22 protein-coding genes are annotated in these 22,196 nt (G+C 75.2%); 11 read left to right on the forward strand and 11 right to left on the reverse strand.

Annotated features, from left to right (window positions below; genetic code table 11):
- Positions 1-48: 48 nt before the first annotated feature.
- Positions 49-945: a helix-turn-helix domain-containing protein gene (locus ACY1JF_RS13100; RefSeq protein WP_462705233.1), complete on the forward strand. Its 897-nt coding sequence runs from the start codon at positions 49-51 to the stop codon at positions 943-945.
- 10 nt (positions 946-955) lie between these two features.
- Here ACY1JF_RS13100 and ACY1JF_RS13105 read toward each other — a convergent pair whose 3' ends face one another.
- From ACY1JF_RS13105 to manD, 5 genes are all read right to left on the reverse strand, one after another.
- Positions 956-1,945: a sugar kinase gene (locus ACY1JF_RS13105; RefSeq protein ID WP_462705234.1), complete on the reverse strand. Its 990-nt coding sequence runs from the start codon at positions 1,943-1,945 to the stop codon at positions 956-958.
- Between the two features lie 32 nt (positions 1,946-1,977).
- On the reverse strand, positions 1,978-3,054 hold the full coding sequence (locus ACY1JF_RS13110) for an L-idonate 5-dehydrogenase (RefSeq protein ID WP_462705235.1): 1,077 nt from the start codon (positions 3,052-3,054) through the stop codon (positions 1,978-1,980).
- Entirely contained in the window at positions 3,051-4,445 is a 1,395-nt protein-coding gene (locus tag ACY1JF_RS13115) for an MFS transporter (RefSeq protein WP_462705236.1), read from the reverse strand. The genes ACY1JF_RS13110 and ACY1JF_RS13115 overlap by 4 nt, the downstream gene beginning before the upstream one ends.
- A gap of 118 nt (positions 4,446-4,563) precedes the next feature.
- Positions 4,564-6,009, reverse strand: a complete 1,446-nt coding sequence (locus ACY1JF_RS13120) for a mannitol dehydrogenase family protein (RefSeq protein ID WP_462705237.1) — start codon at positions 6,007-6,009, stop codon at positions 4,564-4,566.
- 5 nt (positions 6,010-6,014) lie between these two features.
- Positions 6,015-7,235, reverse strand: coding sequence for a D-mannonate dehydratase ManD (gene manD, locus ACY1JF_RS13125; protein ID WP_462705238.1), 1,221 nt, complete (start codon positions 7,233-7,235; stop codon positions 6,015-6,017).
- Between the two features lie 79 nt (positions 7,236-7,314).
- On the opposite strand from manD, the gene ACY1JF_RS13130 reads away from it, so the two are divergent.
- Complete coding sequence (locus ACY1JF_RS13130; RefSeq protein ID WP_462705239.1) at positions 7,315-8,028, forward strand: GntR family transcriptional regulator; 714 nt, start codon at positions 7,315-7,317, stop codon at positions 8,026-8,028.
- A gap of 608 nt (positions 8,029-8,636) precedes the next feature.
- On the opposite strand, the gene ACY1JF_RS13135 is transcribed toward ACY1JF_RS13130, so the two are convergent.
- Together ACY1JF_RS13135 and ACY1JF_RS13140 are read right to left on the reverse strand one after the other, a co-directional pair.
- Positions 8,637-9,296 carry a response regulator gene (locus ACY1JF_RS13135; protein ID WP_462705240.1) on the reverse strand — a complete coding sequence of 220 codons (660 nt, stop codon included), beginning with the start codon at positions 9,294-9,296 and terminating at the stop codon, positions 8,637-8,639.
- A gap of 21 nt (positions 9,297-9,317) precedes the next feature.
- Positions 9,318-10,583 (reverse strand): sensor histidine kinase, encoded by a 1,266-nt coding sequence (locus tag ACY1JF_RS13140; RefSeq protein WP_462705241.1) that lies wholly within the window; start codon positions 10,581-10,583, stop codon positions 9,318-9,320.
- A 189-nt stretch (positions 10,584-10,772) separates the two neighbouring features.
- Between ACY1JF_RS13140 and ACY1JF_RS13145 the strand changes: the two genes are divergently transcribed.
- On the forward strand, positions 10,773-11,009 hold the full coding sequence (locus tag ACY1JF_RS13145; protein WP_462705242.1) for a hypothetical protein: 237 nt from the start codon (positions 10,773-10,775) through the stop codon (positions 11,007-11,009).
- A 216-nt stretch (positions 11,010-11,225) separates the two neighbouring features.
- Here the strand turns inward: ACY1JF_RS13145 and ACY1JF_RS13150 are convergent, their stop codons facing one another.
- Positions 11,226-12,113, reverse strand: a complete 888-nt coding sequence (locus ACY1JF_RS13150; protein WP_462705243.1) for a LysR substrate-binding domain-containing protein — start codon at positions 12,111-12,113, stop codon at positions 11,226-11,228.
- 83 nt (positions 12,114-12,196) lie between these two features.
- Here ACY1JF_RS13150 and ACY1JF_RS13155 point away from each other — a divergent pair, with 83 nt between their 5' ends.
- The 4 genes from ACY1JF_RS13155 (at position 12,197) to ACY1JF_RS13170 (ending at position 15,199) form a co-directional block, all read left to right on the forward strand.
- The gene (locus ACY1JF_RS13155; RefSeq protein ID WP_462705244.1) at positions 12,197-13,402 is read left to right on the forward strand and encodes a thiolase family protein; all 1,206 of its coding nucleotides are present in this window, start codon (positions 12,197-12,199) and stop codon (positions 13,400-13,402) included.
- Positions 13,399-14,067, forward strand: coding sequence for a 3-oxoacid CoA-transferase subunit A (locus ACY1JF_RS13160; RefSeq protein WP_462705245.1), 669 nt, complete (start codon positions 13,399-13,401; stop codon positions 14,065-14,067). The genes ACY1JF_RS13155 and ACY1JF_RS13160 overlap by 4 nt, the downstream gene beginning before the upstream one ends.
- Positions 14,064-14,738, forward strand: a complete 675-nt coding sequence (locus ACY1JF_RS13165; protein ID WP_462705246.1) for a 3-oxoacid CoA-transferase subunit B — start codon at positions 14,064-14,066, stop codon at positions 14,736-14,738. Before ACY1JF_RS13160 ends, ACY1JF_RS13165 begins: the two co-directional genes overlap by 4 nt.
- A gap of 185 nt (positions 14,739-14,923) precedes the next feature.
- Positions 14,924-15,199, forward strand: coding sequence for a hypothetical protein (locus ACY1JF_RS13170; protein WP_462705247.1), 276 nt, complete (start codon positions 14,924-14,926; stop codon positions 15,197-15,199).
- 18 nt (positions 15,200-15,217) lie between these two features.
- On the opposite strand, the gene ACY1JF_RS13175 is transcribed toward ACY1JF_RS13170, so the two are convergent.
- The gene (locus ACY1JF_RS13175) at positions 15,218-15,712 is read right to left on the reverse strand and encodes an Lrp/AsnC family transcriptional regulator (protein ID WP_462705248.1); all 495 of its coding nucleotides are present in this window, start codon (positions 15,710-15,712) and stop codon (positions 15,218-15,220) included.
- 73 nt (positions 15,713-15,785) lie between these two features.
- Between ACY1JF_RS13175 and ACY1JF_RS13180 the strand changes: the two genes are divergently transcribed.
- On the forward strand, positions 15,786-16,778 hold the full coding sequence (locus tag ACY1JF_RS13180) for a DMT family transporter (protein ID WP_462705249.1): 993 nt from the start codon (positions 15,786-15,788) through the stop codon (positions 16,776-16,778).
- Between the two features lie 29 nt (positions 16,779-16,807).
- Here the strand turns inward: ACY1JF_RS13180 and ACY1JF_RS13185 are convergent, their stop codons facing one another.
- Positions 16,808-17,203, reverse strand: coding sequence for a nuclear transport factor 2 family protein (locus tag ACY1JF_RS13185; RefSeq protein ID WP_462705250.1), 396 nt, complete (start codon positions 17,201-17,203; stop codon positions 16,808-16,810).
- Positions 17,204-17,752: 549 nt separating this feature from the next.
- Positions 17,753-19,327 (reverse strand): hypothetical protein, encoded by a 1,575-nt coding sequence (locus tag ACY1JF_RS13190; protein WP_462705251.1) that lies wholly within the window; start codon positions 19,325-19,327, stop codon positions 17,753-17,755.
- Between the two features lie 332 nt (positions 19,328-19,659).
- On the opposite strand from ACY1JF_RS13190, the gene ACY1JF_RS13195 reads away from it, so the two are divergent.
- The 3 genes from ACY1JF_RS13195 to ACY1JF_RS13205 all read left to right on the forward strand — a co-directional run bounded on the left by ACY1JF_RS13195 (position 19,660) and on the right by ACY1JF_RS13205 (position 21,915).
- Positions 19,660-20,145, forward strand: coding sequence for a 5-carboxymethyl-2-hydroxymuconate Delta-isomerase (locus ACY1JF_RS13195; RefSeq protein WP_462705252.1), 486 nt, complete (start codon positions 19,660-19,662; stop codon positions 20,143-20,145).
- A 282-nt stretch (positions 20,146-20,427) separates the two neighbouring features.
- Positions 20,428-20,556, forward strand: a complete 129-nt coding sequence (locus ACY1JF_RS13200; RefSeq protein ID WP_462705253.1) for a hypothetical protein — start codon at positions 20,428-20,430, stop codon at positions 20,554-20,556.
- 138 nt (positions 20,557-20,694) lie between these two features.
- Positions 20,695-21,915, forward strand: a complete 1,221-nt coding sequence (locus ACY1JF_RS13205) for a Gfo/Idh/MocA family protein (protein ID WP_462705254.1) — start codon at positions 20,695-20,697, stop codon at positions 21,913-21,915.
- The last annotated feature ends 281 nt before the right edge of the window (positions 21,916-22,196 follow it).

The raw sequence follows: 22,196 nt of genomic DNA on the forward strand, positions 1-22,196 counted from the left end.
GACCGGTACGCTGAGGACAGGTGATGGGGAAAAACGGACAGGTGCGGGATGGTCGCTGACCGGGGACGGCGGTACGCCACGATCACCGACGTGACCTACCGGCCCGCGCTGAGCGCGCCGATCGGCATGGACGTGGTCGACTTCGCGGAGCTGCGGGCCCGCGGCCGGCGCCGCGGCATCGACCTGTCCAGCCCGCAGCGCCCGGACTTCCACCACCTCATCCACGTCCACCCGAACTCCGGGCCGCTGCCGCACACCGTGGACTTCACCCGGTACGTCGTCCCGGCCGGCGGCTGGCTGTGGGTGCGGCCCGGCCAGGTCCACCGGTACGGCGCCGGACCCGAGGGGCCCTGGGACGTCGCGGCCGGGGACATCGTCATCTGGCGCCCCGGCTTCGTCCCGGACGACCCGCCGGACGCGGCGGGCCCCGTCGTCCCGGCGGGTCCGCACGCCCGGTCGGTGGAGCTGGCCCGCCGCCACCTGGTCGCCGAGTACGCGGACCTGGGCACGATGCCCCTGGAGGCGCACAACAGGGCCCTGCGGATGCTGCTGACGGTCCTGCTGCTGCGGCTGGCCCACGCCGCGCCGCCCGCGACGACCGGCGCCGAGGCGGCCGGGGACGGGCCCTTCGCCCGCTTCCGGGCCGCCGTGGAGCGGGACTTCACCCGCACCCACCGCGTCGCCGACTACGCCGCCGCCCTCGGCTACAGCGTGCGCACCCTCACCCGCGCCGTCCACGCCGCCACCGGGACGACCGCCAAGGCCTACCTCGACGCCCGCATCGTGCTGGAGGCCAAACGCCTGCTGGTGCACACCGACCGGACCGCCGCCGACGTGGCCCGCCACCTGGGTTTCGCCGACCCGAGCGACTTCGGCGCGTTCTTCCGCCGGCACGACGGGCGCACCCCGCTGGAGTTCCGGGCGGCGGCCCGCGGAACGGCCTGACCCGGCGCGCTCAGCGCGGTGCCAGGGCCGCCCAGGCGTCGTCGTCCAGCGCGAGGAACTCCTCCGCCCGCGCGCGCGAGGGCATCACCGGTACGTCGTCGCGGGTGCGCAGGGCCGCCGCGGCGGCGAGATGGCCCAGCCGCAGCCGGGAGCGCTCGTCGCGGCCGTCCAGGACACCGGAGAGGTAACCGGCCGCGAACGCGTCGCCCGCGCCGACCGGTTCGACCACCTTCACCGCCAGCGACGGCACGTGCGTGCGCACACCTCCCACGTACGAGGTGGCTCCGTGCTCCGCGTCCTTGACCACCACGGCCGGCGCCGGCCCGAGGAGCGCGGCCACGTCGTCGGCGCGGGGCGTGTCCCACAGCCCCTCGGCCTCGTCCCGGCCGACGAACACCAGGCCGGCGGCGCGGGCGAGGGCCAGCAACCGGGGCGCCGCCTCGTCCCGCCCGCCGCGCCACAGGGCGGGACGGTGGTTGACGTCGAAGGAGACGACCGGGCCCGCACCGGCCGGCCGGTGCGGGAGCAGCGCGTCCAGCAGCCGGGCGCACGTGTCCGAGAGCGCCGCGGTGATGCCCGACAGGTGCACCAGCCGGGCCCGGCGCAGCAGCGGCGACCGGGCCAGTTCCGGTCCCATGCCGGCGGCGGCCGACTCCCGGCGGTAGTAGTGCGTACGCGTGCCGTCCGGCCCCGGGTCCTTGAAGTAGACGCCGGTCGGCCGGTGCGGGTCGGTCTCGACGGCGCCCACCTCGACGCCGCGCGCGGCGAGTTCGCCCAGGACACGGCGCCCGAACGGGTCGTCGCCCAGCCGGCTCAGCCAGGCGGCCCGGTGGCCGAGCCCGGCCAGCGCGCAGGCGACGTTGGACTCGGCGCCGCCGATGCCCAGCCTGAGCTGCGCCTGCTCGGCGAGCGGCCGGTCGTCCGACGGGCCGAGGACGGCCATCGTCTCGCCGACGCACACGACGTCGGCGCGGGGCGGCGGGGCGGTGGGCAGGGTCACGGCAACCTCCTGGGGGCCGGTGTCGCGCGGGCTCACGCGCCGGACAGACGCAGCATGACCTTGCTGCTGCCGCTGCCGGGGTCCGCGGCGGCCGACAGCGCCTCCTCGGCCCGCTCCAGCGGGAACCGGTGGGTGATCAGCGGGCGTACGTCCACGCCGTCGCGCAGGGCGAGCAGCGCGTCGTCGATCTCCTCGACGAAACGGTACGAGCCCGTCCAGGTGATCTCGCGGGTCACCAGGTCACCGAGGACCGCGCTGACGGCCGTACCGGGCAGGTTGCCGACCTGGACCAGGGTGCCGCCCCGGGCGGTGGCCCGCAGCACCGCGCCGAGCGCCGCCGGGGCGCCGGACGCCTCGAAGACGACCTCCACGTCCTCGGGCAGCGTCTCGCCGCGGGAGAGGTCACGGGTCTCGGCGGCGCCCATCGCACGGGCGACCGCGAGGGCCGGGGCCGCCAGGTCGGCGGCGATCACGGTGTGCGCGCCGCGGTACCGGGCGGCGGCCACCACCAGCGAGCCGATCGGCCCGGCGCCGTTCACCAGGACGGTCCGGCCGCGCAGGCCGGGGACCCGGCCCACCGCGTGCAGGGCCACCGCCAGGGGTTCGGCGAGCGCGCCCTGTTCGGTGTCCACGCCGTCCGGCAACGGCCTGACCTGGTCGGCGTCGACCACCCGGTACTCGCTGAACCCGCCGTCGGTGTGCGGGGTGAACGCCGCCGAACCGAAGTAGCGGACGTGCGGATGGAGGTTGGTGCGGCCGGCGATCCGGTCCGGCAGCACGCCGTCGCCGACCAGCCGGGCCGGGTGCACGGTCACCGGCAGCCCCGCGCGCAGGCCGGTGACGCCCGGGCCGAGCGCGGCGATCCGGCCGGCGACCTCGTGGCCGAGCACCAGCGGATGGGCGAGCGCGGCCGTGCCGGACGCGCCCTTCCTCCAGTACGCGATGTCGGAGCCGCAGATCCCGCCCCACTCCAGGGCCAGCAGCACCTGACCGGCGCCGGGCACCGGGCGGGGCCGGGCGTCGACCCGCACGTCACCCGGGCCGTGCACCACGACCGCCCGCATGGTGCGCCCCTCGACGGCGGCGCGTCCTTCGGTCACGGCGGTCATACGGCATCCTCCAGGCGGACCAGGTCGCGTCCGCGGGTCTCGGGCGCGAGGTACGCGCTGACGAAGGTGATGAGCGAGTAGCCGACGAGCATCGCGGCGATGGGCCACCAACTGCCGGTGACGGCCGTGAGGGTGGCGGCGAGGACGGGGCCGATCGCGGTGGCGAGGATGCCGCCGATCTCCTTGGCGAGGGCCAGCTGCGTGAACCGGGTCCGGGCGCCGAAGAGTTCGGCCATCGTCACGCTCTCCAGCGAGAACAGCCCCAGCACACCGACATTGAGGCCGAGCACCATGCCGGTCATCACCCCGGGCGTGGTGCCGGAGCTGATCAGCAGCATCACCGGGAAGGCGATGACGGCGGTCAGCAGCGTCAGCGCCAGGTAGAGCACCCGGCGTCCGATCCGGTCGCCGAGCAGTCCGACCAGCGGCACGGTGGCGAAGCCGAGCAGCGAGCCGTACACGATCGCGTCGGTGGGCACGGACCGGCCGACGGCGAGGTTGGTGGCGATGTACCCGACCAGGAACGTCTGGACCACCCCGGAGTTGCCCGCCTGGCCGAAGCGCAGCCCGAGGGCGAGGAAGAACGCCTTGCCCTTGCGCTGCCGGACGCCGGCCGCCAGCACGTTCTCCGCTCCCGCGCCGGTGCCCGCGATCGCGGCCTCCACCTCGTCGCGGGCCAGCGCCACGCCGTCCACCACGTCGGGGCGCTCCTCGAAGACGGGGCTCTCCTTCAGGCCCCGGCGCAGCCAGACGGCGAAGATCATCAGACCGAAGCTGAGCAGGAACGGCAGCCGCCAGCCCCAGGACAGCAACTGCTCCTCGCTGAGCACGGCGAGCAGCACGGCCCACAGCCCGGAGGCGGCGAGCGTCCCGGAGTTGGTGCCGAGCGACACCAGCGAGGAGATCAGACCGCGCCGCCTGGCCGGGGCGTACTCGGCGAGCAGCACCGTCGCGCCGGCGATCTCGGCGCCCGCGCCGAACCCCTGGACGAGCCGCAGCACGACCAGCAGGACCGGCGCCATGATGCCGATGGTGGCGTAGGTGGGCAGCACGCCGATCAGGGTGGTGGAGGCGCCCATCAGCAGGATGGTCAGGTACAGGACCCTCTTGCGGCCGATCCGGTCGCCCATCCGTCCGAAGTAGACGGCGCCGGCGAGCCGGGCGACGTAGCCCACGCCGTAGGTGGCCATCGCGGCGATGAGGCCGATGGCGGGGCTGACGTCAGGGAAGAAGAGCTTGTTGAAGACGATCGCGGCGGCCAGCGAGTACAGCTGGAAGTCCATGAACTCCATGGCCGTGCCCAGCCAGCCCGAGACGGCTGCTCTGGCCAGGTCGCCCGTGGTGCGCTCCGCGGGGCGGGTCTGCGCCGCGGCGGTGGCGCTGTCCTTCATCGTGAACTCCGTTGTTCGGGGGGACGGGAGCGGTGCGGGGGAGGAGAGGGGGCGGCGCGAGGGGAGGGGAGGGGAGCGGTGAAAGGGAGGGGAGCGGGGCGGGGGAGGGGAGGGCGGGTCAGATCTCGACGCGCCCCGCGCGCAGCGCCGGCAGCCGGTCCGCGACGGCCGTGACGAGGGCGGTGTCGTCGGCCAGGTCGGCCGCGCCGACGGTCCGCAGCAGCGCGGCCACCGTCCGGGCGGGCCGGGCCCCGGCCTCCCAGCAGGCCGCGAGCGCCTCGGCCGCCGGGTCGCACGGGCCGTGCCCGCCGGGCCGGGTGCCGTGCGCCCAGGCGGCGACGGCGAGGGCGAGGACCGGGGCGCGCGCGCCGGACGCGCGCAGCTCGCGCAGGGCGGGCAGCCAGCGTTCGGTGATCTTCAGCGAGGCGTCGGAGCCGATCTGCTCCAGCCGGTGGCGCATCGCCGGATTGCGGAAGCGGGCGACGAGGTCACCCGCGTACGCGACGGGGTCGGGGCCGCCCTGCGGCAGGGTCGGGGCGACCTCCGCGCACAGGGCCCGGACCAGCCGCTCGCCCCAGTCCGTCGCCATCGCGTCGGCCACGGTCTCGCGGCCGGTGGCCAGGCCCAGGTGGGCCAGGGCCGAGTGCGAGCCGTTCAGCAGCCGCAACTTGGTGAGCTGGTACGGGCTCGCGTCCGGCACGAACAGCGCGCCGTCCCGCTCCCAGGGCGGCCGGGGCGCGGCGAAGGAGTCCTCCAGCACCCACTGGCGGTAGGGCTCGCCGGCCACCGTCAGGGCGTCCTCCAGGCCGAGCGCGGCGCGGGCGGCGGCCCGGTCGTCCTCGCCCGTCGCGGGCACGATCCGGTCGACGACCGTCGACGGGAAGGCCACCGCCTGGCCCATCCGGTCCAGCACCAGGTCCCGGTCCGGCCAGCCGGAGGCCCGCACGAAGTCGGCCACGACCCGGCCCAGCACGGCACCGTTGTCCGCCATGTTGTCGCAGGACACGACGGTGACCGGGGGCGCCCCGGCCCGCATCCGGGCGGCCAGTCCGGCGGCGAGGCGGCCCACCACCGTGGTCAGCGGGCCGTCCGGGCCCGCCGCGAGGTCGGCGGCGACCGGCGCCGCGGCGGTGTCGAGCCCGCCCGTCACGGCCGACCGGTGGTACCCCTTCTCGGTCACCGTCAAGGTCACCACCGTCACCTCGGGACCGGCGAGCAGCGCGTCCACGGCCCCGGCGTCCGGGCCCATCGCCAGGGCGCCGACGACCGAGCCCACCACCCGGCAGGCGTTCCCGTCGGGACGGCGCTCGACGAGTGAGTGGAGACAGTCCTGCTCCCGCAGGGCGCGCACGGTGCCGGCCGAGCGGGGGGCCACGGCGGTGATGCCCCACGGCTCACCGGACAGCGCGGCGGCGTTCTCGGTGTACAGCGCCTGGTGCGCCCGGTGGAAGGCGCCGGGCCCGAAGTGCACCACGCGCGGGCGCAGCCCGGCCGGGTCCACGGCGGGCCGCAGCCCCGGCGCCAGCCGGGACAGCGCCGCACGGTCCAGACGGGGAGGTGTCACGGCGCTCACCAGTCGTGCACCGAGCCGTCGAGGCGGCGCGCCACGGGCAGGTAGCGCCGCTGGTACGGGAAGCGCTCGGCCGCCTTCTCGTCGTACTCGACGCCGAGCCCGGGAGCGTCCGGCGGGTTGAGGTACCCGTCGGCGAAGGTGACGCCGCTGCGGAACACCTCGAAGGTCTCCTCCGCGTGCCCCATGTACTCCTGGATGCCGAAGTTCGGCACCGTCACGTCCAGGTGCACGGCGGCGGCCATGGAGACGGGGGAGAGGTCCGTCGCGCCGTGCGAACCGGTGCGTACGTGGTACAGCGCGGCCAGGTCGAAGATCCGCCGCAGATGGGTGATGCCGCCCGCGTGCACGACCGTGGTGCGTACGTAGTCGACGAGCTGCTCGGTGATGAGGTGCTGGACGTCCCAGACCGAGTTCATCACCTCGCCGACCGCGATCGGCGTGGTGGTGTGCTGCCGGATGAGCCGGAACGCCTCCTGGTTCTCCGCCGGGGTCGGGTCCTCCATCCAGAACAGCCGGCACGCCTCGACGCTCTTGCCGAACCGGGCCGCCTCGATGGGGGTCAGGCGGTGGTGCACGTCGTGCAGCAGGTGGAAGCCGAAGCCGAACCGCTCACGGACCGCTTCCAGGTAGGAGGGCGCGAAACCGAGGTACGCCTCCGTGTCCCAGGGCTGCTCCTCGGGCAGGTCGGTCGCGGCCGGCTCGTAGATCTCGCCCTTGCGCACCCCGTACGTGCCGCCGACACCCGGCACGGCGGCCTGCGCCCGCACCGCCTTGTAGCCCAGCTCCAGACGGCGCTGGACGTCGTCGAGGAGGGAGGGGACGTCGGTGCCGCTGGCGTGCGAGTAGACCAGGACGCCGTCGCGGGACCGGCCGCCCAGGAGCTGGTACACGGGCAGGCTCGCGACCTTGCCCTTGATGTCCCACAGCGCCGTGTCGACGGCCGACACCGCCGTCATCGTGACCGGACCGCGACGCCAGTACGCGCCCTTGTAGAGGTACTGCCACATGTCCTCGACGCGGGCCGGGTCCCGGCCGATGAGCAGCGGCACCACGTGGTCGCGCAGATAGGCGGCGACGGCCAGTTCCCGGCCGTTGAGCGTGGCGTCGCCCAGCCCGGTCACCCCGTCGCTGGTGGTGATGCGCAGCGTGACGAACGTGCGCCCCGGGGAGGAGACGAACACCTCGGCCCGCTCGATTGTGCTCACTTGCGGCTCCATCCTGTCGTACAGCCCTTGTATACAAGCATCGGTCGCGCAGCGGTGCAATACCTTTTCCGCGGGTACGTAGGATGGGTCCATGCCTCAATCGAACGGGCGGCGGACCAGTCGGCGCGACATCTACCTGAAGCTGCGTCAGATGGTCCTGACCCTGGAACTCGCCCCGGGCGCCGCCCTGTCGGAGAACGAGCTGGCCGCCTCGCTCGGGGTCAGCCGCACCCCGGTGCGCGAGAGCCTGATCCTGCTCGCCCAGGAAGGGCTGGTGCAGGTGTTCCCGAAGATCGGGTCGTTCGTGTCGCGGGTGGACCCGGCGCAGGTCGCCGACGCCCAGTTCCTGCGCGAGGCGGTGGAACTCGCCTCCCTGGAGGACCTGCCCGAGCGGCTGGATCCGGGGATCGTCGCGGAACTGCGGGACAACCTGGAGCGCCAGCGCGCCGCCGGGCTCGGCCTGGAGGAGTTCTTCGCGCTGGACGAGGCCTTCCACCAGGCCCTGCTGCGGCTGAGCGGGCACGGCAACGCGTGGACCACCGTCGCCGCCGCCAAGGGCCACCTGGACCGGGCCCGCCGGCTCGGCCTGCACGGGCACGAGTCCCCGGCCGTCTTCGCCGACCAGCACCAGGAGATCTTCGCGGCGGTCGAGGGCGGTGACGTGCCGCTGGCCCGCTCGCGCATGCGCGACCATCTGCGGGCCGTCTTCAACGACATCGAACGCATCCGCGCCCACGCCCCCGGGCTGTTCGCCGCGGACCCCACCACGGTGCCGGTGCGGCGCAGCGTGGTGGTCTGGGAGTGAGCCCGGTCAGGGCGGCCGGCTGACGTCCACGGCCGGCGGGACACCCACGGTGGGTGAGGCCGACGGTGCCTGGGAGGGGGCGGAGGTGGTCTGCCCCGGATCGGAGGGCACCGGCGTGGCCGGCTTGTCGGTGGCCGCAGGAGAGGGCCACGAGGCGGTCGCGGAGGGCGGCGCCATCGGCACCGCCGGGGACGCGGGGCGTTCGGGCGCCGCCCGCGGGAACGGCAGCTGTCGGCGGCGCCGGACGGGACGACGGAGACCTGCCCCGGGGAGGGGACCCGCTCCTCGGCGGGCACCTCGCGCGCGGACGGCGCCTCGGTCGGCTCCTCCTTCGCGGGGGTGGCGGTCCCGGGAGCGGAGGCCACCGCGGTCGGCGGCTCGCTCCCGGCGGGAACGGCGGTGGGGCAGGAGGCGACCGCGGGCACGGCGGCCGCCAGTACGGCGGTGCCCGCGAGGGCCGGGGGACCGAGGGTGGTCCGGCGCGCGATCGCCCTCTTTCGTCGGTCCGCCCGGTCGGCGTGACGGGGCGGGGCGGGAATCGACGAGAGAGACGAGGCAGCGGGAAGGCAGGTTGTGAAGAACCGGCAGAGTCGAACGGGGCGGTGCCGTCAGCCGCGGCGGCGGGCGTCCTCCAGGTAGCGCAGGACCGCGGCCACCCGCCGGTCGACCTGGTCGGCGGGCGAGAGGTCGAGCTTGGCGAAGATGGAGCGGATGTGCTTGTGCACCGCGCCGTCGGTGACGACCAGCCGTCGCGCGATCGCGGTGTTGCCGAGCCCTTCCGCCATCAGCGCCAGGACCTCCCGCTCCCGCGGGCTGAGCCGTTCCAGCCGGGTGTCCTGACGGGAGCGGGTGAACAGCTGGGCGACCACCTCGGGATCGATGGCGGTGCCGCCGGACGCCACCCGGTGCAGCGCGTCCAGGAACTCCTCGACCCGGCCCACCCGCTCCTTGAGCAGATACCCGAGGCCGGTCACCCCGCCGGTGAGCAGGTCGGTGGCGAAGGACTGCTCGACGTACGCGGACAGCACCAGCACCGCGAGCCCGGGGTGGCGCCGCCGGGCCTCGACGGCGGCGCGGATGCCCTCGTCGGTGTGGCTGGGCGGCATCCGCACGTCGAGGATGGCGACGTCCGGCCGGTGCTCGTCGATGGCGTCGAGCACACCGCCGGGGGTGCCGGTGGTGGCGACCACGTCGAGGGACTCGGCGCGCAGCAGGAGGGCGAGTCCCTCGCGCAGCAGCGGGTCGTCCTCGGCGATCACGATGCGCATGTCACGTTCCGCAGTTCGAGTTCACGTTCCGCACGGCAGGTCCACGTCCAGGACCGTCGGGCCGCCCGGCGGGCTGGCCAGGGTGAGCGTACCGTCGTGGGCCGCGACGCGGTCACGGATGCCGGTGAGCCCGGAACCGCCCCGCTCGTCGGCCCCGCCCCGGCCGTCGTCCTCGATCCGCAGGCGCAGCCGACCGCCCCGGGCGCGGGCGGTGACGGTGGCCGAGCCGGCGCCGCTGTGCTTGGCGACGTTGGTCAGGGCCTCGGCGACCACGAAGTAGGCGGTCGCCTCGACGGAGGCGGCGCACCGCTCGGGCACGTCGACGTCGGTCCGGCAGGGCACCGCGCAGTGCGCGGCCAGACCGGCCAGCGCGCCCGCCAGCCCCCGGTCGGCCAGCACCGGGGGCAGGATGCCGCGGGCGACGGTGCGCAGTTCGGCCAGGGCCTGTTCGGCGGCCGACTGGGCGCGCTCCAGCAACTCCCCGGCGCCCTCCGGGTCGCGGGCCACCATGCGGCGGGCGGCACCCAGCAGCACCGTGACGGTGACGATGCGGTTCTGCGTGCCGTCGTGCAACGAACGCTCGATGCGCCGCAGTTCGGTCGCGTGGGCGTCCAGGGCGGCGGCGCGGGTGGCGGTCAGCTCGGCGACCCGCAGCGACAGGTCGGTCTCGGGGCCGGCCGCCAGCAGCAGCCGTCCGGGCGCGGACTGGAGGCGGGCCAGGGCGGGGAACAGGCCCAGGACAACGGCGGTCCAGCCCAGCCCCAGCAGGGCTACGGCGGCGGCCTGGGGCCAGGTGTGCGCGGTGCCGATTCCGAGGGAGGTGCTGGTGGCGTCCGGGGGCGCCAGCGGCCACAGCAGCGGGAAGACACAGTCCCGGACGGCGGCGATGGGCAGCAGCACCCCGAGCAGCCCCAGGGCGGACCCCAAGGTGGCGTGCCGGGCCAGCCAGCGCAGCTCCCGGCGGGTGACGGGATCGGCGAGCGCCGCCCGCAGCCGGACGGGCGGCGGCTCGGGGGCGATCACCTCGGGCCCGCGGCGGCCGAGCCGCGCGCGTTCCCGGCGGGCCAGGGCGTGCAGGGCGCGCGGCACCGGCCGCCCGATCAGCAGGCCCACGCCGAGCGGCGCGGTCACCGCCGCCACCGCCGTCAGCAGCAGCAGGCCGAGGGCGGGGACGGCGGTGCCGAGCCCGCCGGCGAGCTGTGCGGTCGCGGCGCGGGCGTCCCTGAGGGCCCGTACCGCGATGTCCTTGAAGCCGGTGGTCCCGGCCGCCGCGTCGCGGGTCGTCATCCGCCCTCCTCCACTGTGTCGCGCACCGACCCTAGGCCGCCCGCGGGACGGCCGTCAGCCGGGGGCCGGAAAGGTACAGCCTGCTGTACCTCCGGCCGGGCGGACCACTGGATCGGCCGCGAGGGGCGCGGGCCCCTGGCGTCGGGGGCGTCGAGGTCGGCCGTCACGAACCCCTTGGAGGCAGCCCCCATGCCGCACACCGACCCCCGCCGGCTGAGCGACGCCGGCGACGGCGACCGTACGGACGGCGTCAGCCGCTCCGACGTCGCACGGACCCTGCTGTGGGCCGTGGTGGTGCTCAGCGCCGTCGCCAACATGGCGGTCTCCTACGGAGACACCCCCGTCGTGGCCAACCTGGCCTGCGGTTTCGTCACCGTGCTCGCCGCCGGCACCCTGGCCGTACCCGCCCTGCGCGGGCGCCGGTGAGCACCGCCGTCGCGCCGGACACCGCGCGCACCGCACCCGCCGTCACGCTGACCGGCGCCGGCAAGGCGTACCCCGGCGGCGGACGCGGCGCACTGGAGGCGGACATGGTGACGAGGCCCCCCACGGGCGACCGACGGGGCGGCCCTGCGGGAGACCGCACGGCCGGGGACGATACGCCGTACGGCGACCCCGTGCCACGAGCCGGACCCGCCGCCGTCAGCCGCGCACGCACTCCTCGATGACCGAGGCGACCTGCTGCGTCGCCGGCGAGTTGCGGTGGGCGCGGCGGGCCAGCACCAGGTCGATGGTCTCCGTCTCGGCGAGCGGCAGGTACGTCACGCCGTCGAGCCGCAGGCTCTGCACCGACCGCGGCACGAGCGCGACACCGTGCCCGGCGGCCACGAGGACGACGAGCGTCGCGGTCTCACCGACCTCGACGAGGGCCGAGGGCCGGAACCCGGCCCGGTCGCAGGCGGCCAGCACCCGGTCGTACATGGCGGACCGCGGCTGCGAGGGATGGATGACGAAGGGCTCGTCGGCCAGCGCCGCCAGGGGGATCGCCCGGCCGGCCGCCAGCGGATGGTGGGCCGGGACCACGGCGACCAGCGGCTCGGCCCGCAGCGGCGTGATGCCCACCCCCTCGGTGCCGGCCGCGTCGGCCCGCGACACGGCGAGGTCGTAGGCGCCGGTGAGCAGGCCCTCCACCAGCTGCGGGGTGAGCAGTTCGCCGCGCAGGTCCAGCGTGATGTGCGGCAGCCGCGACCGCACCGTACGGGCGACCTGGGGCAGCACGTCGTAGGTGGCGGTGCCGACGAAACCGACGGAGACCCGGCCGGTGTGGCCGCTGGCGAGCTCCGCCATGTGCACGCGGGCGCGCTCGGCCTCGGCGACCAGCGTGCGCGCGTACCCGGTCAGGTGCCGGCCCGCCTCGGTGAGCTCGACGTGCCGGGTGGAGCGGTGGAACAGCGTCGTGCCCAGCTCGTGTTCCAGCTGCTTGATCTGCTGGGACAGGGCGGGCTGGGCGACATGCAGCCGGGCCGCCGCCCGCCCGAAGTGGCACTCCTCCGCGAGCGCGAGGAAGTAGCGGACCTGACGAAGCTCCATACCCCCAGCCTATAAGAGAGCGTTATCAATCGATCCGGATTAGGTCTTGGACGTGATGAAGGCCGCGGGCCTAGCGTGAGGGTGTGACCGACAGTTACGTGTACGCAGCGGCAAGAACACCCTTCGGACGGTTCTCCGGTGCCCTCGCCGGGGTCCGGCCCGACGACCTCGCGGCGCTCGCCGTGCGGGGCGTCCTGGCCAAGGCCCCGGAGCTGGACCCGGGCGAGATCGGCGACGTCGTCTGGGGCAACGCCAACGGCGCGGGCGAGGACAACCGCAACGTCGGCCGGATGGCCGTCCTGCTGGCCGGGCTGCCCACCTCGGTGCCGGCCACCACCGTCAACCGGCTGTGCGGATCCTCGCTGGACGCGGCGATCATCGCCTCCCGCGCCATCGAGACCGGCGACGCGGACATCGTGCTCACCGGCGGCGTGGAGTCGATGAGCCGGGCCCCCTGGGTCCTGCCCAAGCCCTCCCGCGCGTTCCCCGCCGGGGACATGACCGCCGTCTCCACCACCCTCGGCTGGCGCCTGGTCAACAAGAACATGCCGAAGGAGTGGACGGTCTCCCTGGGCGAGGCCAACGAGCTGCTCGCCGAGCGGTTCGCCATCCCCCGCGAGCGGCAGGACGAGTTCGCCGCCCGGTCCCACCGACTCGCCGACGCCGCCTGGACGGACGGCTTCTACGACGACCTGGTGGTGCCGGTCGAGACCGACGCCGAGGGCACCACTCTCACCCGGGACGAGGGCATCCGGCCCGGCTCCACACCCGAGAAGCTCGCCGGGCTCAAGCCGGCCTTCCGGCCCGGCGGTGTGATCACGGCGGGCAACGCCTCACCGCTGAGCGACGGCGCCTCGGCCGTGCTGCTCGGCTCAGAGGCCGCCGCGGCCCGCATCGGCACCGCCCCGCTGGCCCGCGTCGCCGGGCGCGGCGTCTTCGCCCTCGACCCGCAGGACTTCGGGTTCGCGCCGGTCGAGGCGGCGAACCGGGCCCTGGAGCGCGCGGGCATCACCTGGTCCGACGTGGCGGCGGTCGAGCTCAACGAGGCGTTCGCCGTGCAGTCGCTGGCCTGCGTGGACGCCTGGGGGATCGACCCGGACACCGTCAACACCAAGGGCGGCGCCATCGCGCTCGGCCATCCGCTGGGCGCCTCCGGCGGCCGCGTCCTGGGCACCCTCGCCCACCGGCTCGAGGAGTCCGGCGAGCGGTGGGGCGTCGCCGCGATCTGCATCGGGGTGGGCCAGGCGCTCGCCGTGGTCCTGGAGAACGTGACGGAGGCCAGGCGATGAGCACACTGCTGTGCGCCGACGCCGACGAGGCGGTCGCCGGGATCGAGGACGGCTCCACGGTCCTGGTCGGCGGCTTCGGGATGGCCGGCATGCCGGTCGACCTGATCGACGCCCTCATCCGGCAGGGCGCCACCGACCTGACCGTCGTGTCCAACAACGCCGGCAACGGCGACACCGGCCTGGCCGCGCTGCTGGCCAAGGGACGGGTCCGCAAGGTCGTCTGCTCCTTCCCCCGGCAGGCCGACAGCTACGTCTTCGACGAGCTGTACCGGAGCGGGAGGATCGAGCTGGAGGTCGTGCCGCAGGGCAACCTCGCCGAGCGGATGCGGGCGGCCGGGGCCGGCATCGGCGCCTTCTACTGCCCCACCGGCGCCGGCACCCTGCTGGCCGAGGGCAAGGAGACCCGCGTCATCGACGGGCGGACCTACGTCCTGGAGTACCCGATCAAGGGCGATGTGGCGCTGATCGGCGCCCACCGGGCCGACCGCATGGGCAACCTCGTCTACCGCAAGACCGCCCGCAACTTCGGACCGGTCATGGCCACCGCCGCGACCACCGTGATAGCCCAGGTCCGCGAGGTCGTCGACACCGGCGCGATCGACCCCGAGACCGTGGTCACGCCGGGCATCTATGTCGACCGCGTGGTGCAGGAGGCGACCGCATGAGCACCGATTCCCCCGTCACGCGGACCGGGCGCGGCCCGCTCGGCAAGCACGACATGGCCGCCCTGGTGGCCCGCGACATCCCGCACGGAGCCTTCGTCAACCTCGGCATCGGCCAGCCGACCCTGGTCGCCGACCATCTGCCGGCCGACTCCGGCGTGGTCCTCCACACCGAGAACGGCATGCTCAACATGGGGCCGGCCGCGCGGGGCGACGAGATCGACCCCGACCTCACCAACGCCGGCAAGGTCCCCGTCACCGAGCTGCCCGGCGCGGCGTACTTCCACCACGCCGACTCCTTCGCCATGATGCGCGGCGGCCACCTGGACATCTGCGTCCTGGGCGCCTTCCAGGTCTCGGCCGCCGGTGACCTCGCCAACTGGCACACCGGGGCGCCGGACGCCATACCCGCCGTCGGCGGGGCCATGGACCTGGCGATCGGGGCGAAGAAGGTCTTCGTCATGATGACGCTGTTCACCAAGACCGGCGTGCCCAAGCTGGTTCCCGAGTGCACCTACCCGCTGACCGGGCTGGCCTGTGTCGACCGGGTCTACACCGACCTCGCCGTCTTCGACATCACCGAGCGGGGCGTCTCGGTGCGGGAGACCTTCGGCACCACCGTCGACGAACTCGCCGGCCGCCTGGACCTGCCGCTGCTGTCCGCAGGCGGCTGACGCGCCCGCCTCTTCCGGTCCCGGCGCGGTGGCGGGACCGGGAGAGGGGCTGCCCGGCGACCGGCCCGGCCGGTTCCGCTACCCGCGCGGACGCGGCGGCCGCCCGGCCGGGTGCCGCTGCTGCCCGGCGTCCTGCGAGGACTCCGCCGCCAGGCTGCCGAGCAGGGCGGTGCTGCCAGCCGGCCATGATCCGCAGCAGGCCCCCGCTGACCCCGACCCGCCCGGCGCCGGCGGCGCGGAGCCGGGGCGGCGAGCCGCCGCAGATACGCGGTCGCCTCCTCGTCGAGCACCAGCGCCCGGGCGATCACGTCGACGACCTGCGCACCGCCCTGGCACGGATGCGCGCCGACCTGCGGCCGCTGGCCGCCGAGGACATAGCCGAGACGGTGGCCTTCACCGCGGCGGCACCGGCCCACGTGAACATGGCCGAGGTGGTCGTGGTCCCGGTGCAGCAGGGCTGACGGGGCGGCGGCCGGCCGTCAGCGGGCCGTGCGCGAGGAGCGGGGGCGGTCAGGGACGGCCGGCTCGATGCAGCGGGACCGGACGTGCTCGTAGACCATCGTGGTCTGCACGTCGGCGACCTCACGGCGCTCGGTGAGACGGTCGATCACGAAGGCGTACACGCTGTCCACGTTCGGGACGGCCACGTGGATCAGGAAGTCGTGGCTGCCCGAGGTGACGAACAGGCCGATCACCTCGGGCAGCCGCGCCGCCCATTCCCGGAACCCCTCGATGACGGGCCGGGCCGGCGGCCGGATGCGTACCGAGATCAGCGCCTGGACGGGACGGCCGGCCGCGTCGAGGTCCAGGGCCGCGTGGAAGCCGGTGAGCACGCCGCGTTCGCGCAGCAGCCGCACCCGCTCCAGCGAGGTGGACGGCGAGACCCCGGTCTTGGCCGCCAGGTCGCGGTTGGTCTGCCGCGCATCGTTCTGCAACTCCCGCAGCAGAGCCCGGTCCAACGCATCAAGTTCCATGAAAGCCACCCTACGCCGTACGAAGTTCGGCAGGGGTCCGCCGGAGGCGCATTCCTGCTTAACCTCACCGGTCATGGAAGCACGAAAGAACGGTCCTGATCCCGGTGTGTACCTGGTGCTGGCGGCGGCGGTGCTCTGGGGCACCGTCGGACCCGCCCAGGTCCTGGCGGCCGGTCCCATGACCCCGGCGGCCCTCGGCGGCTGGCGGCTGGCCGCCGGGGGGCTGGTCCTTGCGGTGTTCACCGTCCGCCCGCGGCAGCTGCGGGGACTGGCCACGCGCGGGGCCGTCGGCCCACTGCTGGTCTGCGCGTTCGCGACCGGCCTCTACCAGGCGGCGTTCCTCTCCTCCGTGGCGCGGACCGGCGCGGCGCTGGCCACGGTGATCGCCCTGGGCGTCGCCCCCGCGGCGACCGGGGTGTGCGCCCGCTGGATCACCGGTGAGCGGACGGGCCCCGTCTGGCTGGCCGGGACCGTCGCGGCCGTGGCCGGCTGCGCCCTGCTGCTGGCACCGGGCGACGCCCACGTGGACCCGTTCGGCCTGCTCCTGGCGGTGGCCGCCGGCACCTGCTACGGCCTGTACACCGTCGTCGCCAAGCGCACGGCCGACGCGTGTCCCGACGCCCACCTGCCCACCCTCTCCGCACTCACCCTGCTGGTGGGGTGCGTACCGCTGCTGCCCTGGATGCTCCAGGACACCGCCCCGTTGCGGGACGGCGGCACCCTGGCCCTGATCGCCTGGCTGGGCGTGGCCACCACCGCTGTCGCCTACTGGCTGTTCACCGCCGGGCTCAGCCGGGTACGGGCGACCACGGCCGGGACGCTCAGTCTCGCCGAGCCCCTCGCCGCGGCCCTGATCGGCGTACTCCTCCTGCACGAGCGTCTCACCCCCTCGGCGTGGGCGGGCTGTGCCCTGATCCTGGCCGGGATGGTCATCACCTGCCTGCCACCACGACCGGGCCGCCGCTCCCCGGCACGGACGACGGGGGCTGCGGCGGTGACGGCGGTGACGGAGGTGACGGAGGTTCCGGGCGGGGACCGCGGCGGGGCCCGTGAGGTCAGGGCGTGAGCCGGTCCCGGCGGGTACCGGGCCTGGCCCTACGCGGTTCCGGCCGGGACGAGGGTGCCCTGGTGGTAGTACATGCGCCACCCGGACCCCTCGTCCAGTTTCCGCCAGATCGAACTGTGCCGGCTCCGTCGCTCGCCGAGGACGGCCTCGTACGTCACGTGCACCAGGCCTGGTGCCAGTGCGGTCCCTCTCATGCCGACGGGCTCGTACCGCGGGCCCTCGTCCGACGCACCCGGCTTCCCCGGCAGTTCGGCGAGCATCGTCTCCCGGTCCCACCGACGACCGGAGGCGCCCACCTCCACGAAGTCGGGGTCCAGGAGACGCCCGGCCAGTTCCCTCGATGCCCTGACCCGGGGCGTCATCAACTGCAGCTCGCCCGCGATCGCCTCGGCCACACCGTCTGCTTCCTTACTCGTCGAAGCCATGAACCCATGGAGCCATGAATCCGCGGAGCCGTGAATCCGCGGAGCCATGAATCCGCGGAGCCGTGAATCCGCGGAGCCGTGGAGCCGTGAATCCGTGGAGCCATGAATCCGCGGAGCCGTGCAGTCAGGAAGTGTCTGCCTGTCCTCGGGGCCGGTCGCGTCCGTCACGCGTCGGGCCGGGCGGTGGCCGGCGACCGCGCCGAGTCCGATGCCGTGCCTCAGGAGGCCCTCGACGCGCACGGCACGGCGGTGAACCCGCCGACGGTGTCGTTGATCCAGCCGGCGGCCTCGCCCCGGAGCCCGGAGCCCCGGAAACCGGTCGTGGCGGCCCGCACGAGCGTGGCGTCCCCCGCGTGCGGGTGAACGCCGTCCCGACCGGCGTCGGCCGCTCCCGGTCACCCCGCTCGGACCGGATCAGCCGGTCCGCCTCCACCGCCTCGACCCGCACCTGACGGGCGCCCCGCAGACCGTCCGCTCCCGGCGCGACCCGGCCTTAGGAGCCGCCCTCCCGCTGCGCGCGCTGTACCGGGGCCGCTCGTCGGACGGCGCTCAGGACATGGGGCAACTGAGCGGCCACACCCGCTCGGACAGCCGTCCGGTGAGGCGCTCGCCGGTCAGCTCCGCGTCGGTGAGCCAATCCGCGGCGGTCAACTGGTCGACCAGGGGGTGCAGCGCGCCGGGATCACCGGCACACAGGGCGCCGAGCGTCACGACGTCCACCCCCTGCCCGTCGGGGCCGAGCGTCCGCCCGTCCAGGCCGGTGCGCGTGGCGAGGGAGAGGGCCAGCAGCCGGGCTCCGGCGCTCGTCCTCGACTTGCGCAGCTTCCGCTCGGTGGCGACGCGCTGTGCCCAACCGCTCAGCTTGGCCCGGGTGTTCTTCCCGAACGGCAGCGGACGGCTGCCGTCCGGGCCGGGTGCGAGGGACGGCACGGTGACCGGGGTGGGGTTTTCCGGACGGGAGGCGAGCACGTCGCCGGGGGAACCGGGGACCAGCAGCCACCCGCACTCCGTCAGCCGGCTGATGAGCCGCTCGGGTTCGCCCAGGGGCAGGGCGGTCAGATCCTGCCCGGTCAGATTGCCGGCGCCGGTGCGCGCGGTGCGCAGGACGAGCAGCAGGGTGAGCAGGCGGGCCTCCGGGCCGGGCAGCGGCGCGTGGTCGCGCGCGTAGGCGAGGACGGTACGGGCGTTCTCCCACAGTTGCGGTCCGCTCAGCACGCGCGGCACGGGGGGTTCCTGGCCGTCGACGGTGTGCCCGGTGCGCTGCTGGTGCTGACGGCGGGCGGTGGCCGCGGCCTGCTCCGCCCGCACCGCGTCCGCGCGCAACTGGACGTCCCCGATGACGTCGGCCCACTCGTGGAAGGCGCGGGCCTTGCGGGCGTGCAGGTCGGCGAGGAGCGACAGGTCGGGCTCGGCGCGCTTCTGGTAGGCGCGGAACTGATTGCCCAGGTCGATGAGTTCGTCCCGCAGACTGGTCGGCCGCAGATGGTGCGGCACGATCCGCTGCGCGATCTTCCCCTGCTTGCCGTACGGCCGGTTCCCGGAAGGACGCGGGGCGGGCAGTCCGGCGCCCGCGGTGCCGGGGCGCGAGGTGCCGCCGGGCTCGGCCAGGGACGCGGGAGCGTGGGAGAAGCTCGGTCCCACCGCGGCCCGGGCGGGGCGGGCGTCGGCCGGGGTCGGCACCGGCCCGGACGGCACCGGGGCGGTGGCCACGACCTGCGCGCCGGGACGAGCGGCCGCGCAGCGCGCACAGCACTCGAGCGCCTGCCACCAGCGCCCGGCCCGGTCCGCGACGACCGCGAACACGACCCCGCCGCCACACCGCCACGACGTGACGCCGGCCTGCCGGCCACCGGCGGCGGCGTCACCGTGTCCATGGCACCCGTCGGCCCGGCACGCGCAGTACGCCTCGCTCCGCGGGCCCGCGGCGGCCCGCAGGTGCGCGGTGAGGTGGGCGACGGCGAAGGTCCGGCCGGCGGCGGCGGAGGGCAGGCGCTGAGCCGGGCACGCCGGCCGGGCGCAGGAGAACCGCACCGCCGCGCTGCCGCGGCCGACGGGATCGAGGCGCACCATCCAGGACCGCCCCGGCGTCCTCTCGACCGGCCCGCCCGCTGTGTGGACCCCCATCTCCATCCTCGTCCCCTTCCCTCGCGTCGCCGCACGCCGTGATCTCCCTCGCCGTGCGGCAGAGCAGTCTGCCGCACCCACGTTACGGTCTGGAATCGGCCGGTCACCGCAGCGTGGCCGGTCGGCGGGCCCTCGGCGCCCGCGTCCGCGCGCCGCGCGCCGGGCGGCACCCCGCTGACGTGGCCGGTCCGGCCGTACCGCACCGGATCTCGTACGGGTGAGTGCCACGGCGCGTCGTTGACGCGGAGTGGAGGGATGGCCGGTGGGAGGAGGTGTCCCGTGGCGCGAGAAAATAGTTGCCTGCAGAAACCAGGCCGCGTGAAAGGTCCCCCATGCCCCACCTCACCATCGACTACTCCGCACACCTGGCCGACGTCTTCGACCGCGCGGCCCTGGTCAGGGAACTGCACCCGCTCGTCCTCGAGGGGAGCGGCTCGACGGGGGTGTGCAAGACGCTGGTGCGGCCGGCCGAGACGTACGTCGGTGACGGAGCGGCTGAAGGGGCCGCCTTCGTGCACGTGGAGGTCGGCCTCAAGCCGGGGCGGTCCGAGACGCTGAAGGGGCACCTGGCCGAAAGCGTCCTGGCCCTGCTCGGCCGGCACCTGAGGGCGGACGGCGTGGTCCTGTCGGCGGAGGTGCGGGAGCTGGCCGGCTCCTACCGCCTGTCGTCCGCCGCGCCCCGCGCGCGGCGCGGGCAGACCCGTCCGGCACCGTCGGCGTCGCCCACCGGCTTCGCACGGCCGTCGAACGCGCCCGCCGCGCCCGGCCGTTTCCCGCGAGGCGGTCCGTGCCGTGAGGTGTCCCGTTCCTGCGGGTGACGCGGCGGCGGTCGCACGCCGCCGGCCCGGGCCTGCGCGCCTCGCGATCACCGCGCCGGGGCCCGTGGTCAACGACGGCCGGGGGAGCGAGGCCACCGTCACCCGGACCGGCGGCACCACTGCCCCCGGCGGCACCACTGCCCCCGGCGGCACCACTGCCCCCGGCGGCCCCGCCTGCGCCGACCGGACCGCCGGCGGCGGGGGGGCGCCACCGTCCCGTACGGCGACGAGACCGCCGCCAAGACCGCGTACCGCGACCTCGCGGGCGCGGACGGGGACCCGGTGGCGACGTACGCGTTCGCCGCCGAGCCGTTCACCGCGCCGTCCACCGCGCCGGACGGCGAGCGGATCGGCGGCGTGCGGCTGCCCGGCGACGCGAACCCGCACGTGCCCGCCCTCGCGGTGAGCTGACGCCCTGGGGCGGGGAAGGCGATCGTCTGCTCCGCCACCACGGCACATGTGCTCGCACGTGTTCATTACAGCCATTGATCGAACACTTTCGAGCACCTATCGTCGTGCGTGATCGCCCTGGCCGGAGAAGGGATCACCATGTCGCAAGCCACCGCCGCGCCCGAACTGCGCGTCGGCGTCGTCGGCGTCGGCCAGCGCGCCCGGCTCGCCACGCTCGCCGACCGCCCGGGAACCGCCCGGGTGGTCTCCTGCGCCGACCCCGCCCGGCGCGGCCGGGACGACGCCCGCGAGCTCTTCGGGGCCGGCGTCCACGTCCACGAGAGGTACGAGGACATGCTCGCCGACGGCCTCGACGCGGTGTTCGTCCTCACCCCCGACGACGCGCACACCGGGCCCGTCCTGTTCTTCCTGGAAGCGGGCGTCGCCGTGTTCGCCGAGAAACCGCTGGCCGTCGACCTCGCCGACTGCGACCGCGTCCTGGCCGCCGCCGTCCGCACCCGCACCCGTCTCTACGTCGGTCACAACCTGCGCCACCTGCCCGTCCTGCGGCGCATGCGGCGGCTCATCGACGACGGGGCGATCGGCCGGGTGCGCGCGGTGTGGTGCCGGCACTTCGTCGGCCACGGCGGCGACTACTACTTCAAGGACTGGCACGCCGAACGCGCCCGCACCGGCAGCCTGCTGCTGCAGAAGGGCGCGCACGACCTGGACGCCATCCACTGGCTGGCCGGCGGCTACTCCCGCTCGGTGACCGCCCTGGGCGACCTGGCCGTCTACGGCGACAACCCGCACCGGCGCACCCGGCCGCAAGGGCCGCAGCGGGTCCAGGACTGGTTCGACACCGGTGTGTGGCCGCCGTCCGCGCTGCGCGACCTCAACCCCGTCATCGACGTGGAGGACATCAGCATGATGCTCACCCGCCTCGACAACGGGGTGCTGACCAGCTACCAGCAGTGCCACTTCACCCCCGACTACTGGCGCAACTACACGGTCATCGGCGACGAGGGCCGCATGGAGAACCTCGGCGACGGCATCGAGGGCGACGCCCCGGTGATCAGGGTCTGGAACCGGCGGCGCTCCGGCTACCGGTCCGACGCCGACCTGGACCTGACGGTCGCCGAGGAGGGCGGCGGTGAGCACGGCGGCGCGGACGGGGCGATCGTCGCGGAGTTCCTGCGTTTCGCCGCCCACGGCGGTGCCACCGACACCTCGCCGGTCGCCGCCCGCGAGGCGGTCGCCGCGGGACTGGCCGCCGCCACGTCACTGCGCTCCGGAGGCGTCCCCGTCGACGTCCCGCCCCCGGATCCGTCCACCGCCGCCTGGTTCGCCGCCCACCAGTCGGCCACGCCCGGCGGGTGACCGCGTCCGTGGCCCGGAGGACCCCCGGCCGGTCACGGCAGTGAACGGTGGCGGCCGTCACGGCCCCGGTCCGGGTGCGCACGCCCAGCAGGCCACGGCCCGGCGGCCCGTGTCCCGGACGACCGGGAGGAACCCGGCCACGGCCGGCCCGAGATCCGCGTCACCCGCCCGGCGGACGGGCAGAGCCCGCCCCGGGCGGCGGCGTGGCCGTACCGCCGCGCCCGTCACGACACGTCCGGGCCGGGGTGGGGACGGCCCGGACGGGGCGGATACCGTGGCCG

The organism is Streptomyces sp. SYSU D01066-1, assembly GCF_054956795.1.